Consider the following 14,640-nt stretch of genomic DNA (forward strand, 5'->3'; position numbering starts at 1 on the left):
CTAGGACAAGAAGTTCGTGTTCAGTCTCGATCACATCGACTGGCGGCCCCCAGGCGAAACCCTGCGTCCGGCTCGGAAGGGGGCAGAAGGCCAGATGCTGCATCCTCTCCACCTGTGCCAGAGTCTCGATGGCCTCGGACCACATCCAGTGTCGGGTGTCGGGCTTCTTCATCTCGGCGTCCCCTGAGCGGCCTTGCGTGGTGCGTGGAATGCGCCTGGCGAGGCGCATGCATCTGAGACATCAGCAGGTGAAGTAGACGGTGGGGTTCATCGGCGGACCTGCGAAAGGCCGGATCCTCAAATCGGTGTCGAATAGAACCAACATCATACCGGCTATCCCAGCCCCTGGACTTGAGGGAGATCAAGCTGAAACGGTGGCGGCTCGCGGGGAGCTGTCTGCTGCCGGCGATTGGACGAACCGGAAGCCTTTTGGGGCCGGTGTTGTCACGGTCGATCCGGCTCGAACGTGACGAGCGGATGCGCGGCATTTCTATTTGGCAATGCGGTCGGCGATTGATTTGGATCAAGGCCATTCATAGCCGATCGGCATGAAATAAAAATCCAAAAATGCCTTGCCGAGAGCGGTCACCATGGACATGCGTCTGATCTTGTGCGCGACCGACGGGTCGGAACACGCACGAAAGGCTCTCGAATTCGCAGCGGATCTTGCCCGCCAGAAGTCGGGAAAGCTTCTGGTGATGCATGTCCAGCAAGTTCACGGCAGCAGCCTCATGTCCCCGGGGCTCGAGGAACTCGATCGTGTCGAGCACATCCGCGTCACTGAAGCCGACATGCTTCGGGGCATGGCCGAACGCATCGCCGAGCAGGATGCCCGCTATGCGCGGGAGCGAGGGGCATCCAGTGTCGAGCCCTTGGTGGCCGAGGGTGATCCGGCTGGCCGGATCATCGAGGCGGCGAAAGACCGCGGGGTCACCATGATCGTGATCGGCAGCCGTGGCCTGGGAGATCTGCAGGGCCTGCTGCTGGGAAGCGTGAGTCATAAGGTGGCCCATCTGGCGCCATGCACCTGCGTCATCGTTCGATGATCGGAGGAGCGCATCCGGCGCTGGTGCTCGTATGCGGAGAGGTCCGATGAAATCCGACAGCGAGATCAAATATCATGTCGAGCAGGAACTCCGGTTCACAGCCGAGCTCGACGCGACCGATATTGCCGTCGCTGTCGAGAATGGTGTCGTGACGTTGACGGGTTTCGCCAGGAGCCAGACCGACCGCTATCGCGCGGAGGGCGCCGCCAGGCACATCTGGGGTGTCATCAGTCTGGTGAACAATATCCGGGTGAGGCTTCGGCGCGGGCGGAGCGGCCCCGAGGCGAGGACGGTGCATCCGAGCAAGCCATTCGAGGACGGACCGGTGTTCGATCATGCCGGGCGCCTGGCCCGGCGTCCGGTCGAGGACGACGAGATCCGCCGGCACGCCTATGAGATCTGGCTGCGGGAAGGGCGGTCTGAGGGGGGGCGCCGAGGACCACTGGCGACGGGCCAGGGCCGAACTGCACAGGTGCCGAAGGTGAGATGCAGGCTGGCTCCAGAGCCGCCGGCGGAGGACGGGACCTGACCATGACTCCCGGCCGCACTCGACGAGTGCCTCCATCGCCTGCGTCTTCATCCCGTCGACCCTGGGCTAGACCCTGATGGAGATCTGGCCGATCTTGAGGGCCCTGGCCCTTCTCGCGGCAGCGAACGGAGCTCCTGTCCTGGCCCGGAAGATCTTTGGCGGGCGGTGGTCTTGGCCGCTGGATTTCGGCGTGTGCTTCTTCGATGGCCGGCCGTTGCTGGGACGGACTAAGACGATCCGCGGCATCGCGGCGAGCATGCTGACCACGGCTCTGGTGGCGGTGTTCATGGGGCTGGATTGGACGACCGGAGGGCTCTTCGGCCTGGCCGCGATGGCTGGCGATCTTCTGTCGAGCTTCGCCAAGCGACGCCTCGCGCTTCCATCCAGCAGCCAGGCGCCCGGGTTGGACCAGGTCCCGGAATCCCTCATCCCGCTCGTGGCGTTCTGCTCGTCCCTGGGCCTCTCCATCATAGACGTCGTGGTCGCCACCCTCTTGTTCTGGGTGGGAGAGCTGATCCTGTCGCGCCAGCTCTATCGCCTGGGATTGCGGGACCGCCCCTATTGACCCGGCGCGTGCTCCAGCCGGTGAAGGGTGATCTCTGGCGGGCAGTTGAACCTGACGGGAACGATACTGGTGCCGGCGCCGACCGAGGTGTAGCCGGTCATGTGGCGGTATCTCCAGAGACCCGACCCGAAAGCCCTCGGCAACGCGGAATCGAGCGTGATCGGAATCGATCCGGGAAGGCAGATCTGCCCGCCATGCGTATGACCGGCCAGGAGCAGATCGAAGCCGGCATGGGCCGCCTGCCGATAGATTTCCGGCGTGTGCGACAGCAGGATCGAGTACTGCTCGGGCGGGACATCCGCGGCCGCCTTTTCGATGTTGTCGACCCTGAAGAAATGGGCGTCGTCGATGCCGCAGAGATGGATGAGTTCTCCCGCTCGGAGGATCGTTTCCGCCTCGTTCAGGAGCATCCGGATGCCCATGTCCTCGAGCCTGGGGAGCATCCGGATGGTGTCGTGATTGCCGAGGACGCCATAGACCGGCCCGCGGAGATGGGCTTTCAGCCGTGCCATCCCGTCGAGGGCAGCCTCGAACGCCCCGGCGGTCCCGCCTCGGAAGTCACCCGTCAGAACGGCGATGTCGTATCGGAGGTCCTGCAGCAGGTCGACGACGCGATCCATCGCGGCCTGGCTGACGTCCACATGGGGATCGCTGATCTGCAGGATCGTGAAGCCATCGAAGACCGGCGGCACGCGTGGCGAGGCGATCCTGATCTGCCGAAGCTGAACCTGCGCCGCATTCCTGCGGCCGCGCCAGTAGAGACCGGACAGCCAAAGCAGGCCTCTGATGACCGAATGGGTCGAATACCAGTTCTCGATGTGGAAGAAATTCAGGCCCTGGCCGAAGATCTGGGTTTCATGATCCTCTTCGATGCCGAGCCGCTGCCGCGCATGCACCGCTCCCAGCCGCTGCTCCAATCGCTGGGCCAGGCTGAAAGGCATCCTCGCATCGGCCGACGCCTCGGCTCTCGGATCCGGGAACGATCGCGGGTCGGCGGACGAACCGTCGCCGGGAGGTCGGGCCGACCGTGAAGCATCGGCCGCCATGCTAGTGCGACATCAGAAGCGGCATCGACACGTTGTGGATCAGATCCTCGCTGACGCCGCCGAGCAGGCCCTCGGCCAGCGGAGAGTGGCCGTAGGCGCCGGCGACGATGAGATCCGATCCCTGCCGGTCCAGGCAGGAGAACAGGGCGTCCACCGGCGAGGTGTCGTCCAGGTCCGGCCAGGTGAACAGCTCCGCTTCGACGCCGTGCCGGCGAAGGTGGTCCGCCATCAGACGGGGAGCGGATTCGATCCTGTCCGCCGGGGGTGCGAACTCGAACAGCGTCACCTTTTCGGCACGGGCCAGAAGCGGCAAGGCGTCGTGCACCGCTCGGGTCGCCTCGCGGCTCGCATTCCAGGCGAGAACGATGTTCCGGCCCACGGGCTGCGGCCGCCAGTCGGGTGGCAGGATCAGGACGGGCACCCCGGCGGAGAGCAGGACGTCCCGAGGCACGGCTGGCAAGACGAACTCCGCGTTCGACTCATGCCGCTGCGTGGCGACGACCAGATCCGCGAAATGGGCGTAAAGCGCCTTCCAGCTTCCGGTCGAGCGGTCTGCGACTCGGAACTCACCATCGAGGCCGGCGCGGCCCAGCCGGGTGAGGAACAGATCCTGAAGGCCCGTCGCTTGATCCTTCCATTGCCCCTCGAACGCCGCCGGCGTGCTGACATCGACACCGAGCAGTCTCGCCTCGTGCTGCCCGGCGAGAGTGATCGCCAGGTCCAGACGCGTCGGGGTGTCGCCCGTCGCATCGAGAAACACCAAGATATCCTTGTAAGGCATTGGGGCCTCCTCGGCCGGCCGAGAGGGCCGGCGTCCTCTGGGATACGCATCGTCCGGACAACGGGGACGCAAGCGCAGTGGTGCCAATCTGCGACAACGGCCCCAGGACGCCTTGACCTGGCTCAATCGGCCTCGCCGCCCGTGCCGGATGACGCCTTTCGGTGGCGGTTCTCCTCGATCGTCGAAGCCTCCTGTGACGCCGAGGGGGCAGGCCGCCGACCCGCACTTAAGCGAGCTTGAGGCTGCTGGTGCCGGCCTTGAACTGATCGAAGGCTTCGATCGCGTGGGTGGCATACATCGTGGCAGGCCCCGCGCCCATGTAGATCGCCATGCCCAGCGTCTCGAGCACTTCCGCTCGGGTGGCGCCCCGCTCGACGGCGGCCCTGGCATGGAAGGCGATGCAGTCGTCGCAGCGGATCGCCACGGCAATGGCGAGGGCGATGAGCTCCTTCGTCCTGGCATCGAGGGCGCCCGTCTTGAGTGCCGCCTGCGCGATGGTGGAAAACCCCTTCATCACCTCGGGTGCCCCGCCGCGCAACTCGCGCAGGGGCCCGGAGAGTTCGCCTGTCAGCTTGTTCCAGTCGATATGCATGATGTCTCCGTCAAAGCGCTGCGATCACGTTCTTGAGTGCGGCTTGCACCTGCCTAGCCGGCTCCAGCAGCCGCGGGTTGTCGATCGTCTGCATGGAGGCGACGGGGTCGATCACGGCCACTTCCGTCCTGCCGGTGCCGAGATCCTGCACGATGATGTTGCAGGGCAGCATCGTGCCGACCTTGTCCTCGATCGAGAGGGCGTGGCGCCATCCGGGGATTGCAGGCGCCGAGAATGCGGTAGCTCCGGAAATCGACGCCGAGCTTCTTCTTGAGCGTCTCCCTGACATCGATTTCAGTGATGATCCCGAAGCCGGCCTGCTTCAGGGCTTCGGTCGCGCGCTGAACGGCCTCGTCGAAGCCGCAGTCGAGCGTCTTGGCGAAGTAGTAGCTCATCGATCCGCTCGTTCTGGGAAAACTGCGAGTGCCCGGGATGGTCTCGCGGTGGGGTGACAGGACCGGGGCCTCTGGAAGCCCGGACCGTCTCCCAGGCTCGACAACCTTGTCCCAAGGTCGGCAACCGGCCGTGGCGCACGATGGGGCAGCCCGCAGGGTGGGAGCCAGCATTCTGGTCCGGTGGACGCATCGAGCCCGGACCGGAGAAAGGCTTCTGCCAGCCGAGGGGGCTCAATCGCCGAGGACATGGCGTCGCTCCTCGAATTCGTTCTTGTCGATCTCACCATGAGCGAACCGCTCCTTGAGGATATCGATCGGCGTGCGGCTCGGCGGCGCGCGGCTGGTCGGCGCCTCTTCTCGCCATAGTCCTCCGACCCAACGGAGCAGGAGAATCGTGACGGCGATCGCCAACGAGAGCGCGAGGATCATGATCAGCGGGCCGAAGATCATGCCGCCCCATCCTCCGCCCCACCACATCATGTGCGGAACGTAGATGTATCTGTCAGCGTCGGACGGCGCCTGAGCCCATGCCGTCATTGGCCCTAGGCTGGTCAGTGCTGCTCCGGCGGTGACAATCGGGATCGAGAGCTTGGCCATGGCATTGCTCCAAAAGAGCCGTCTTCCAGCGCCGTCTTGCATCGTCGCCGGCATCCAAACCGTAAAAATGCACCTGCTGTCGCCGGGCGCGTTGATCTCGATCAAATATCCGTCGGCATTGCCGACCAGGATCCAGAGAACCTTGCACTTCGGGAAACCCGCCCTCCGGGCGATGCGCGGAGATTCGCTCAGGCGACGTCCATCCGGTTTGATCCAGGTCAAGGTGACGGTCGCCGAACGGCCTAGTGTTTGCGTTGCCCTGGGCGGCGAACTGCCGATCGAGCCGACGAGCGGCTGCCGGCAGACGGTCCCCTAGTGCCCAACGGCGACTGCTTCGCGTCGACGGTCACATGACAACGGCTCTCCGCTTCCATCGGCCGATGAGGACGATATGGCACTCTACCGCATCAAGCTGGACCTGATCCCCGCCGGCGCGCCGGCCAATTGGCGCGACTGCAGCTACGATCTTGTCGTGCCTCTCGATCGGGACGGCTATTTGAGCATCGCGGACTGGAAGGAGAGGCGTGCCGAATGCGTCGTCCGGCGGCTCGAGAACGGGCGGCCGGAACACCGCGGCCAATTGCAATGTGAGGCAGGAGGATCCTGGACGATCCGCTACGACACGGGCCGTGTGTTCGACGTGATCCGGAACCCGGATGCGCTCCGGTTCTGCGAGGGCGAGCGGATCTCGATCCAGGAGCGCGGTGGAATCTTTCGCCAATTCCGTGTCGCCCAGATACGGCCTATCCTGAATTGCGTCGCCTTTGATCATCGCCGCGGGGCGGGGCATCCCCTGAATTACCGAAGATAGGCCTCGGTCGCGTAGCGCCGCATCATGCGCTGGCTGTTGAAGTAATAGGCGATATTGCCGATGGCCTGCTTCATCATTGTGCGCCATCGGGCAGGTTCTTCGTAGTAGAGAGGCAGGACGGCGTTGTCGAGGCGATCGTAGAGATCGGCGGCATGCCGCCGGTCGTCGTCGCCATGGCCGATCGACCAGCCGGTGACGCCTTCGATGCAGGCCTCGATCCACCAGCCGTCGAGGACGCTGAGGTTGAGCACACCGTTGAAGGCCGCCTTCATGCCGCTCGTGCCAGACGCCTCCAGAGGCGGCAGGGGCGTGTTCAACCAGACGTCGGAGCCGGCGACCAGCATCTTCGCGACCTGCATGTCGTAATTCGGCAGGAACACGCAGGTGACCTTGCCCTGAAGCCGGCGGGCGATCACGTGAAGCTGCCGGATGGCGTCCTTGCCGTCGCCGTCCTGCGGATGGGCCTTGCCGGCCAGGACCACCTGGAGAGGGCGCCGCTCGGTGAGCCCGATCAGACGGTCGAGATCTTCGAAGAGCAGCAGCGGGCGCTTGTAGCCGGTCATCCGGCGGGCGAAGCCCAGGATCAGGGCATGGGGATCGAGGGCGACGCCGGTGGCCTCCTTCACGTGCCGGACGAGATCGCCCTTGGCGGAGACGTGGCAGCGCCAGACCTCGTCGTCGGACAGCTGGAGCGCGCGGACAAGAAGCTCAGGCTCGTGCCGCCACTGCGGGAAGTATCTGGTGTAGAGCTGGGCGAAGGCGGCGTGCGTCCAGGTCTCGGCATGCACGCCGTTGGTGATCGCGTGGATCCGGTAACCCGGGAACATGTGCCCGGTCGTCTCGGCGTGGCTGCGGGCCACGCCATTGACAAAGCCCGCGAGGTTGAGGGCCAGGCGCGTCATGTTGAGCCGGTCGGCCCCCGCCAGGGACTTCAGGACATCAAGCTCGACAAAACCAGGCAGAAGCCGCTCGAAGAGTTCGTAGGAGAAGCGATCATGTCCGGCGTCCACCGGCGTGTGTGTGGTGAACACGCAGCGGGCGCGGACCTCGGCGACGTCATAGGGCGGTTCTTCGGCGATCAGGTCCTCCGCCGGTATCCGCCAGCGGTTGAGCAGGTCGAGGGTGAGGAGCGCGGCGTGGCCTTCGTTGAGATGGTAGGTGTGGAGATCGAAGCCGAAGGCGCGCAACACCCGAATTCCGCCGATCCCGAGGATGATCTCCTGCTTGAGCCGATAGCTATCGTCGCCGCCATAGAGATGGTGGGTCAGCGCACGGTCGTCCCTGTCGTTCTGATCGAGGTCGGTGTCGAGCAGGAGGATGGGAACCTGATGGCCGTGCGGGCAGGTGTGGATGTAGAGCCACGGGCGGATCCAGACCGGCTTCCGCTCGATCTCGACGGCCACCATCGCATTGAGCGGCGTGCACCAGCGCTCCGGCTCCCACCAGTCCGGCTCCTCCGTCTGCCGCCCCTCGGCGTCGATGATCTGCCGGAAATAGCCCGCGCGGCTCAGAAGCGTCACGAAGACGACTGGAATCTCGAGGTCGGCGCAGGAGCGCGCGGTATCGCCGGCGAGAATTCCGAGCCCTCCGGCGTAGGTGTGCATCTCCGGCCGGACGGCGATCTCCATCGAGAAGTAGGCAATGTGCGTCCTGGAGATGAAAGGGTCGAGTGACGGCATGCTGACACCATCTGGTCGTTCATCGTGCCTGTCTCATGCTCGGCCGAAGCTGTAGGCCCTGGGCCGATGAGCCGGTCGGGAGGGAGACCGTGGCGAACAGGCCTCGCCTCAAGAACTGTCCGTCCGCAACCCATGCTTCCCGAGCAGTCTCACCGTGCTCGCCTGTGCTCCCTTCTCACCCGCCTCCTCAGTGAAGGTCACGCGGGAGCCGACGCTCAATCGGGAATAGGCATCTTCAAGCACGCTGTTGCGATGAAAATAGATCTCTTGCCCGTCCGCTGACTCCAGAAAACCGAATTCGGCGGAGGCGTCGAGGCGCACGACCTTGCCGATCGGCAGGCCTTCGTGGTGCTTCACCTGTCCGCGCAGCCTGCGAGCATGATCCTGAAGGCAACGGCGAGCCCGCTTGAAGGCATCGTTGATCGCGAAGGTCAGATCGGCATGGCGCTCATCCGCCTGAGCGGTCCGCTCGATGGCGACCTCTCGACCGTTTGGAAGGGCCAAATGGATGTTCACCTCGTAAAGTCCGCCGGTATGATGGTGGCCGCCAGGCGCCTTCAGCACGACCCGGCAGGCTGTCACACGGCCATAACGCCGCTCGAGCTTGCTGACATGCTCGGCAATGGTGGACTGGATCCGTGCGGTCCCGGCCATGCCCTGAAAATCGATCTGCACCGGCGTTTGCATGGCCGTCACCTGGTGCTCCGGCGTCCGGTCGATGGAGCGTCCGGTTCCGGCCCTCCGGCGGTGAGGATGTCGATGATCGCCGCGGACACATCCGAGAGCCGATTCTCGGCTGAAGGGCCATCATCCCGGCCGCCGAGCCGCATCGCCACCACTTCCAGCTCCCGCAGCGTCGGCCCGGGGGCGAGGATTTCAGCGATCCTGACTTCGTCGATCGCCCCAAGAACGCGAGTCAATTCATAACGACTGGTCATGAGCCCATGAGCCTTACTGATGTAGAAGTCGTTTTCTCGGAAAGTTTCGTCTGTGCTTCCCTGTGAGATTGTGTCCCGCGCCTGCAGTGCGGCTCAGTTGCGGATATGATCGCGTTTTGTAGCTCGGCCGGGCTGTTCAGGCGGCCAGTCCTGGGCATTGTTGCAGACATAACCGGGCAGGATGGCCGCGCCCCCGGATCGCGACGCCGATCTCGGCAGCTTCGACTTTCGGCTGGTGGTCGAGCTCTTGGAAATCCAGAGGCTGCCGATGCGTTGATGTCCATGGCCGACCCCCACAGGAACCGAAGGAGGCTAGGCCGCGGGGCGGCTGCAGGCTTTGACCTGGATCAAAGTGGCACGCCCTGCCCATCGATACCGTTTGGGATCTGCACGGCGGGACCTCATCTCGGCGATCCGGGAGAGCGGCTGGGGCTGCGCAACTGAGGTACGACGGGCCGTGCTGCGCCGGACGGCCGGGGAAGGTTCACATGCCTCTGTCAGCGCATAGCCGGCCATCCACGCAGTGCGACGGCGGAGGGCGAGGGCGTCGTGGTGGGAGCGCAGCATATGGACAATCGTTCGGGCGATCTGGTTCTGTCCGGCGCGCCGGGGCCATCGGTGATATCGATGCCCGAGGGCGGACCGGATGGCGGGATCCTGGCGCGAGCGTTCCTGCTCGGTGAGCGGCTTGACACCCGAGCGCTCAGGCGTGCGGAAGAGACCGCGCTGCTGCTGCCGATGACACTCCGGGTCGGGGACGGCTGGGTCGTGCTGTTCCGCTATGGCGTGGTCGTCTCCTTCGGCCTGTCGCCGCCGGCCGAGCGCGCGTTTCTCGCGTCCCTCGCGCCCGCGGTCAGCGAACCCATGCCGGCGCCGGAATGCGAGGACGTTCGCATCCTGGTGGATGGCGCGCGGGAAGAGACCGTCGACGCCGCCGGGACCATCATCGTGCGGCAGCCTTCGCTGGATCGCCTGCGGGCGATCGCGGAGATCCTGGCGCGAAACACGCTCCTGTCGCACCACGAAGCGACCATCGCGCAGCTGTTCGACCGGATCGAGCCGCTTGCGATCGCCCTGCGCCGCGAGGGCCGGATCGGCTGGCGTGACCGGGAATTGCTGCGCCAGATCGGCGATGTGCTGTTCACGCAGCACAAGATGGTCGGCCGGGCCGAGACGATGGAGAAGCCTGAGCTGCTCTGGGAATATCCGGAGCTTGAGCGGCTGTATGCCCGGCTCGAAGCGGAATACGAGCTTCGCGACCGTGCCCGGGCGCTCGATGCCAAGCTCGACCTCCTGTCGCGCAGCTGCGAGACGCTGATCGGCCTGGTCCAGGCCCGGCGCAGCCTGCGCGTCGAGTGGTCCATTGTCCTTCTGATCGTGGCCGAACTGTGCCTGTCGATTTTCACCCTGCTGCGGGCGGGCTAGACCAAGTGCGAGACCACGCGGCCGCGGGTGCACGCTTGGACGATGGCAGATCGGTGATGGATACTACGTCGCTTCGGTCTCGCCCTGGCTGTCGGCCGTCTGGTTGGAACGGAGCGCCACGGGCGCGACCGTGCGCAAGCGCCCGGGGCCTGAATCGCGGGCATCCGCACCTTCGCTGTCAGCAGCCCGCCGGGAGAGGTGCACCTCTGTGACAAAGGCTGACACCCATGACAGGCAATGCTGCGCCGGTGCCGGCGCTCAACGTCAACATCGAGGTTAGCCCCTCGCAGGGCTTGGATCACGACCTCCGCGAGAAGATCTCAATTCGCAACTTATCTTTCTTCTATGACGATAACGAGGCGTTGAAGAAAATCAGCCTGCCAATATACGAGCATCGCGTGACCGCCTTCATCGGCCCGTCAGGCTGCGGTAAGTCAACGCTGCTGCGCGTCCTAAACCGGATGTATGATTTTTACCCGAAACAGCGGGCCGTGGGTGAGGTGCTGCTTGACGGCCAGAACATCCTGTCGCCGAAGCAGGATGTGAATCTGCTGCGTGCGCGAGTAGGCATGGTGTTCCAGAAGCCGATGCCCTTTCCGATGTCGATCCATGATAACGTCGCCTTCGGCATTCGCCTCTACGAACGGCCAGCCAGGGCCGAGATGAACAGGCGGATCGAAGCGGCGCTGCGTCGCGCCGCGCTGTGGGACGAGGTCAAGGACAAGCTGAAGAAGAGTGGCAGCAGCCTGTCGATCGGGCAGCAGCAGCGCCTGTGTATCGCCCGGACAATTGCGTTGCAGCCAGACGTCCTCCTGCTCGACGAGCCGACGTCGGCGCTCGATCCGATCTCGACCGCCAAGATCGAAGAGTTGATCGACGAATTGAAGGCCGACTACACCATTGCAATCGTCACCCACAACATGCAGCAGGCGGCACGCACGGCCGACTTCACCGCTTTCATGTATCTCGGCGAGCTGGTCGAGTTCGGCCCGACAGTGGAACTGTTCACCAAGCCTAAGAACGGGCGGACGCATAGATTCATCACAGGGCGCTTCGGTTGAACCAGATTTGGAAATGGCCCTGGGATAATCCAAACTGCCTCCGCTCGCTCGCCAGCGTCTCCAATCGGGCTCGTCGTTCGGCGCTGATGATCGGCGTGTGGTGCAGGGCGGGACTTCAGGTTGAGCCCGATCCGTATGCGGGCTTGGGGCGGCGAGTAGAGCTCTATCGGGACAGTTGCCGTTGCGTTCCGAAGCCAATTGAGCCGCTACCTTCAGACGGGCAGGACATCTGATCTTTATCATGTCGCTGTAGCGATGGCTTGCGTGTGGCCCCTTCAGTCCGCTCCAGGTTGCAGGGCGCAAGACCTGGTGCCGTCGCTGCAACTTTTTCTCGCTTTGCATCGACGGGCGAGGAGGCGCCGGCCGCCCGCCGCCTACACTGATCTCGTCGGGCGGGATCAGGTCACGGATGCGGCGGCTTCTCCGCCGGCGCGAGGAGCTGGTGCTTCTCGAGCATCGCCGCCTGCCGTTCGCGCAATGCGTCGATATCGAATCCCGCGACCATGTCGCCGAACAGGCGATGCCAGTTGACCTCGGCCTGCAGCCGCAGGAAAACCGCCCCCAGTCCGATGGCGGCGCGATCCATGATCACGAATTCGCGCGGCACATCGATACCGCCGGCACGGTGCAGCTCGGCGATGACCCGCTCCGCGACCTCGCGCCCGGGCAGATCGCCGGTCAAGTCGCCGAAGGTCCGTTGCTTGTTCTCGACGAGAGGTTCGAACATGTAGCTCGCCCAGGTGTTGAGCGCGTGCAACACCTCCTTCGTCAGGTGCTGGAAGTGCCAGGTCCGGTAGGCGTGGGCCGCGAGGTCCGTATTGCCGGTGCGGACAGCCTCGTAGAGATCGATCACGCCTTGCACCAGCGCCGGCGGGAAGATCCGGACACAACCGAAGTCGAGGAGGTTGAGGCCGCCATCGGCGCGCACCGTGTAGTTGCCCAGATGCGGGTCGCCGTGCAGCACGCCGTAGTGAAAGAACGGAACGTACCAGGCGCGGAACAGTGTCTTGGCCACTTTGGCCCGCTCACTGGCCGCCGTGAGGTCCAGTACCGGCCGGCCCTCCAGCCACGACATCGTCAGCAGCCGTTTGGTGGTCAGCGGCCAGACCGGCTCCGGGACGCTCAGCAGCGGCTCGTCCCGGAGGATATCGCGGAACAGCGCCATGTGGCGCGCCTCCAGCGTATAGTCGAGCTCTTCGCGCAGCCGCGCCTCCATCTCGGCGCGAACCTGCCCCATGATCAGCGGCGGCCGGAGCTGGTGGAAGATGCGCAGGGCGACATCCAGCCCACTCAGGTCTGCGTCGACGACCGCTTCCATGTCCGGGTACTGCAGCTTGCAGGCGAGGATCCTGCCATCGTGGCCGACCGCCTGGTGCACCTGGCCGAGTGATGCCGCCGCAGCGGCGGCGTGCTCGAACCGGGCGAACCGGGTTTCCCATTGCGGGCCGAGCTCGCCGGCCATACGACGGCGGACGAAGGGCCAACCCATGGGAGGCGCCTGCGACTGCAACGAAGCCAGTTCGGTGACATAGGCGGTGGGCAGCGCGCCCGGCACCGTGGCGAGCAGTTGCGCCACCTTGACGATCGGCCCGCGCAACTCGCCAAGGTCCTGGCGCAGGGCACGGGCGAGTTCGGCAGGGTCTCGATGAGCGCCCAGGTATCGGTCGCCGGCCAGGGATGACAGGAAGCGGGCAAGAGCGAGCCCGACACGGCCATACCGCATCAGGCGCGTGGTTAAGCTGGGTCCGGGTTCGGTCATGATTGCATGCCTGTTTCGCCCGAGCCTGCGGCCAGCAACGACGGCCGCCGACGCCGAGGGCCCGGGGACGCCCGGCGGCCCGCAAGGAGCATGCGGCGCGTTGTCGACCTGCTCGGCGCAAACCCGCTGCTCGCACGACGGCACGCCGCGATGCGGGTCAGCTGCCCGATTCGCATCCGACCGGGCGCCAGGTTCGTGAGCGGACCCGCCATGACTTCCCCTTCGTTCCTTCAGGTCGCATGCGCGAGATATCGGTCGAACCATGCCCTTGCATGTGCGATCACGGCATCCATCGCCCCCGGCTCGGGGAACAGATGGCTCGCCCCCGGCACGATCTCTAGTGCTTTGGGTCCAGGTAGCCGCGCAAGCGCCTGTTCGTTCAGCTCAATCACCTCGATGTCCGCTCCCCCGACGATGAGCAGCGTCGGGACACGAATTCGCTCCAGCGCTGCGCCGGCGAGATCCGGGCGGCCGCCCCGCGAGACGACCGCACCGATATCGATGCCGAAGTTCGCTGCGGCAACCAGGGCGGCGGCGGCGCCGGTGCTGGCGCCGAACAAGCCGATCGGCAACGGGACGATGTCCGGTTCACGAGATATCCAACGGACGGCAGCCGCAAGCCGCTCCGCCAGCAAGGGTATGTCGAAGACGTTCTGGCGATCGCGTTCCTCGTCCCCGGTCAGCAGATCGAACAGCAGCGTCGCGTAACCCGCCGCGTTCAGTGCTTGCGCCACGCGGGTGTTGCGTGGGCTGAACCGGCTCGAGCCGCTGCCGTGCACGAACACGACCAACCCTGCCGCGGATCGCGGGATGCCTAGCGTACCGGCCAACCCAAGCGGTGGCATCCGCACGTCTCGTGACGGCACCTCACGGGGCTCTAGGCTACGACCGCGGCTGTCGACGTTCTTGTGTCGAGGCATGATGACGCTCCCTGCTTGGCCTGGTGGTCGCCGGCATGGTCGGGCCGGATGCGCGCTCGTCGGCAATCTGGCCACTGGGGCCGGCACTGCCTTGCACCGGCACGGGCGAGCACGCAGGCCTTCGCCACGGCGCATTAACTTTCCATCATGCTCGTACAGCAGCATTGAGCGGGATCAATTCGCCGCGATTGCGGCAATCGGTCAGGTGCTATCAGGCCGCCGAGGATGGTTCGGCTGTGACGGTCGACGTGCGCCTCAGTCCTGCCCGGTCCCCGCCCGAGCGGCCTGACTCGGCCGCAGCAGCGATGGCCGGCCGACGCAGCACTGGCAGCCACATGCTGGTTTCCCAACTCGGATCGATGAGGTCGATCGGGACCAGTCGCCAGATCGGCATGGTGTCCGTCCTTCCTAGAACTACCGAGCGCCTTGGCGGATCCATGCTCGGTGAGCATCGTTCGAACCAGCCGGTGAGCCTTCGAATGGAAGGCTGTGGCTC

General features: G+C 65.1%; 15 protein-coding genes and 1 pseudogene. 6 read left to right on the plus strand and 10 right to left on the minus strand.

Annotation, left to right across the window (positions count from 1 at the left end; translation table 11 throughout):
• Positions 1-590: 590 nt before the first annotated feature.
• The 3 genes from AAHM41_RS21140 (at position 591) to AAHM41_RS21150 (ending at position 2,140) form a co-directional block, all read left to right on the plus strand.
• The gene (locus tag AAHM41_RS21140; RefSeq protein WP_342238557.1) at positions 591-1,046 is read left to right on the plus strand and encodes a universal stress protein; all 456 of its coding nucleotides are present in this window, start codon (positions 591-593) and stop codon (positions 1,044-1,046) included.
• Between the two features lie 46 nt (positions 1,047-1,092).
• Entirely contained in the window at positions 1,093-1,575 is a 483-nt protein-coding gene (locus AAHM41_RS21145) for a BON domain-containing protein (protein WP_342238558.1), read from the plus strand.
• Positions 1,576-1,651: 76 nt separating this feature from the next.
• Positions 1,652-2,140, plus strand: coding sequence for a CDP-archaeol synthase (locus AAHM41_RS21150; RefSeq protein WP_342238559.1), 489 nt, complete (start codon positions 1,652-1,654; stop codon positions 2,138-2,140).
• Here AAHM41_RS21150 and AAHM41_RS21155 read toward each other — a convergent pair.
• The 5 genes and pseudogenes from AAHM41_RS21155 to AAHM41_RS21180 form a co-directional block, all read right to left on the minus strand.
• The gene (locus AAHM41_RS21155; RefSeq protein ID WP_342238560.1) at positions 2,134-3,081 is read right to left on the minus strand and encodes a metallophosphoesterase; all 948 of its coding nucleotides are present in this window, start codon (positions 3,079-3,081) and stop codon (positions 2,134-2,136) included. The two genes, AAHM41_RS21150 and AAHM41_RS21155, sit on opposite strands and share 7 nt — an antisense overlap.
• Before the next feature lie 106 nt (positions 3,082-3,187).
• Complete coding sequence (locus AAHM41_RS21160; protein ID WP_342238561.1) at positions 3,188-3,967, minus strand: universal stress protein; 780 nt, start codon at positions 3,965-3,967, stop codon at positions 3,188-3,190.
• Between the two features lie 226 nt (positions 3,968-4,193).
• A complete protein-coding gene (locus tag AAHM41_RS21165) occupies positions 4,194-4,559 on the minus strand; it encodes a carboxymuconolactone decarboxylase family protein (RefSeq protein ID WP_342238562.1) in 366 nt (121 codons plus the stop codon).
• Between the two features lie 10 nt (positions 4,560-4,569).
• Positions 4,570-5,125: pseudogene (locus AAHM41_RS40665) on the minus strand (DUF302 domain-containing protein).
• Between the two features lie 60 nt (positions 5,126-5,185).
• Entirely contained in the window at positions 5,186-5,773 is a 588-nt protein-coding gene (locus AAHM41_RS21180) for an SHOCT domain-containing protein (RefSeq protein ID WP_342238565.1), read from the minus strand.
• Positions 5,774-5,942: 169 nt separating this feature from the next.
• Between AAHM41_RS21180 and AAHM41_RS21185 the strand changes: the two genes are divergently transcribed.
• A complete protein-coding gene (locus AAHM41_RS21185) occupies positions 5,943-6,362 on the plus strand; it encodes a hypothetical protein (protein ID WP_342238566.1) in 420 nt (139 codons plus the stop codon).
• Here AAHM41_RS21185 and glgP read toward each other — a convergent pair.
• The 3 genes from glgP to AAHM41_RS21200 form a co-directional block, all read right to left on the minus strand.
• Entirely contained in the window at positions 6,350-8,041 is a 1,692-nt protein-coding gene (gene glgP, locus AAHM41_RS21190; RefSeq protein ID WP_342238567.1) for an alpha-glucan family phosphorylase, read from the minus strand. The genes AAHM41_RS21185 and glgP overlap by 13 nt on opposite strands.
• A gap of 108 nt (positions 8,042-8,149) precedes the next feature.
• Positions 8,150-8,728, minus strand: a complete 579-nt coding sequence (locus tag AAHM41_RS21195) for an HPF/RaiA family ribosome-associated protein (RefSeq protein WP_342238568.1) — start codon at positions 8,726-8,728, stop codon at positions 8,150-8,152.
• 5 nt (positions 8,729-8,733) lie between these two features.
• Positions 8,734-8,979 (minus strand): hypothetical protein, encoded by a 246-nt coding sequence (locus tag AAHM41_RS21200; RefSeq protein ID WP_342238569.1) that lies wholly within the window; start codon positions 8,977-8,979, stop codon positions 8,734-8,736.
• Between the two features lie 567 nt (positions 8,980-9,546).
• On the opposite strand from AAHM41_RS21200, the gene AAHM41_RS21205 reads away from it, so the two are divergent.
• A complete protein-coding gene (locus AAHM41_RS21205; protein WP_342238570.1) occupies positions 9,547-10,404 on the plus strand; it encodes an RMD1 family protein in 858 nt (285 codons plus the stop codon).
• A gap of 227 nt (positions 10,405-10,631) precedes the next feature.
• A complete protein-coding gene (pstB, locus tag AAHM41_RS21210; protein ID WP_342238571.1) occupies positions 10,632-11,465 on the plus strand; it encodes a phosphate ABC transporter ATP-binding protein PstB in 834 nt (277 codons plus the stop codon).
• 403 nt (positions 11,466-11,868) lie between these two features.
• Here pstB and AAHM41_RS21215 read toward each other — a convergent pair whose 3' ends face one another.
• Together AAHM41_RS21215 and AAHM41_RS21220 are read right to left on the minus strand one after the other, a co-directional pair.
• Positions 11,869-13,224: an ABC1 kinase family protein gene (locus AAHM41_RS21215; RefSeq protein ID WP_342238572.1), complete on the minus strand. Its 1,356-nt coding sequence runs from the start codon at positions 13,222-13,224 to the stop codon at positions 11,869-11,871.
• 230 nt (positions 13,225-13,454) lie between these two features.
• Positions 13,455-14,309 (minus strand): dienelactone hydrolase family protein, encoded by an 855-nt coding sequence (locus tag AAHM41_RS21220; protein ID WP_342238573.1) that lies wholly within the window; start codon positions 14,307-14,309, stop codon positions 13,455-13,457.
• Positions 14,310-14,640: the final 331 nt, after the last annotated feature.

Source organism: Inquilinus sp. OTU3971 (genome assembly GCF_038440215.1).

Bases quoted from the DNA above. Each gene is read 5' to 3' on its own strand.
- AAHM41_RS21140 (WP_342238557.1), top strand. From the start codon at position 591: ATGGACATGCGTCTGATCTTGTGCGCGACCGACGGGTCGGAACACGCA.
- AAHM41_RS21145 (WP_342238558.1), top strand. From the start codon at position 1,093: ATGAAATCCGACAGCGAGATCAAATATCATGTCGAGCAGGAACTCCGG.
- AAHM41_RS21150 (WP_342238559.1), top strand. From the start codon at position 1,652: ATGGAGATCTGGCCGATCTTGAGGGCCCTGGCCCTTCTCGCGGCAGCG.
- AAHM41_RS21155 (WP_342238560.1), bottom strand. From the start codon at position 3,081: ATGCCTTTCAGCCTGGCCCAGCGATTGGAGCAGCGGCTGGGAGCGGTG.
- AAHM41_RS21160 (WP_342238561.1), bottom strand. From the start codon at position 3,967: ATGCCTTACAAGGATATCTTGGTGTTTCTCGATGCGACGGGCGACACC.
- AAHM41_RS21165 (WP_342238562.1), bottom strand. From the start codon at position 4,559: ATGCATATCGACTGGAACAAGCTGACAGGCGAACTCTCCGGGCCCCTG.
- AAHM41_RS21185 (WP_342238566.1), top strand. From the start codon at position 5,943: ATGGCACTCTACCGCATCAAGCTGGACCTGATCCCCGCCGGCGCGCCG.
- glgP (WP_342238567.1), bottom strand. From the start codon at position 8,041: ATGCCGTCACTCGACCCTTTCATCTCCAGGACGCACATTGCCTACTTC.
- AAHM41_RS21195 (WP_342238568.1), bottom strand. From the start codon at position 8,728: ATGCAAACGCCGGTGCAGATCGATTTTCAGGGCATGGCCGGGACCGCA.
- AAHM41_RS21200 (WP_342238569.1), bottom strand. From the start codon at position 8,979: ATGACCAGTCGTTATGAATTGACTCGCGTTCTTGGGGCGATCGACGAA.
- AAHM41_RS21205 (WP_342238570.1), top strand. From the start codon at position 9,547: ATGGACAATCGTTCGGGCGATCTGGTTCTGTCCGGCGCGCCGGGGCCA.
- pstB (WP_342238571.1), top strand. From the start codon at position 10,632: ATGACAGGCAATGCTGCGCCGGTGCCGGCGCTCAACGTCAACATCGAG.
- AAHM41_RS21215 (WP_342238572.1), bottom strand. From the start codon at position 13,224: ATGACCGAACCCGGACCCAGCTTAACCACGCGCCTGATGCGGTATGGC.
- AAHM41_RS21220 (WP_342238573.1), bottom strand. From the start codon at position 14,309: ATGCTGCTGTACGAGCATGATGGAAAGTTAATGCGCCGTGGCGAAGGC.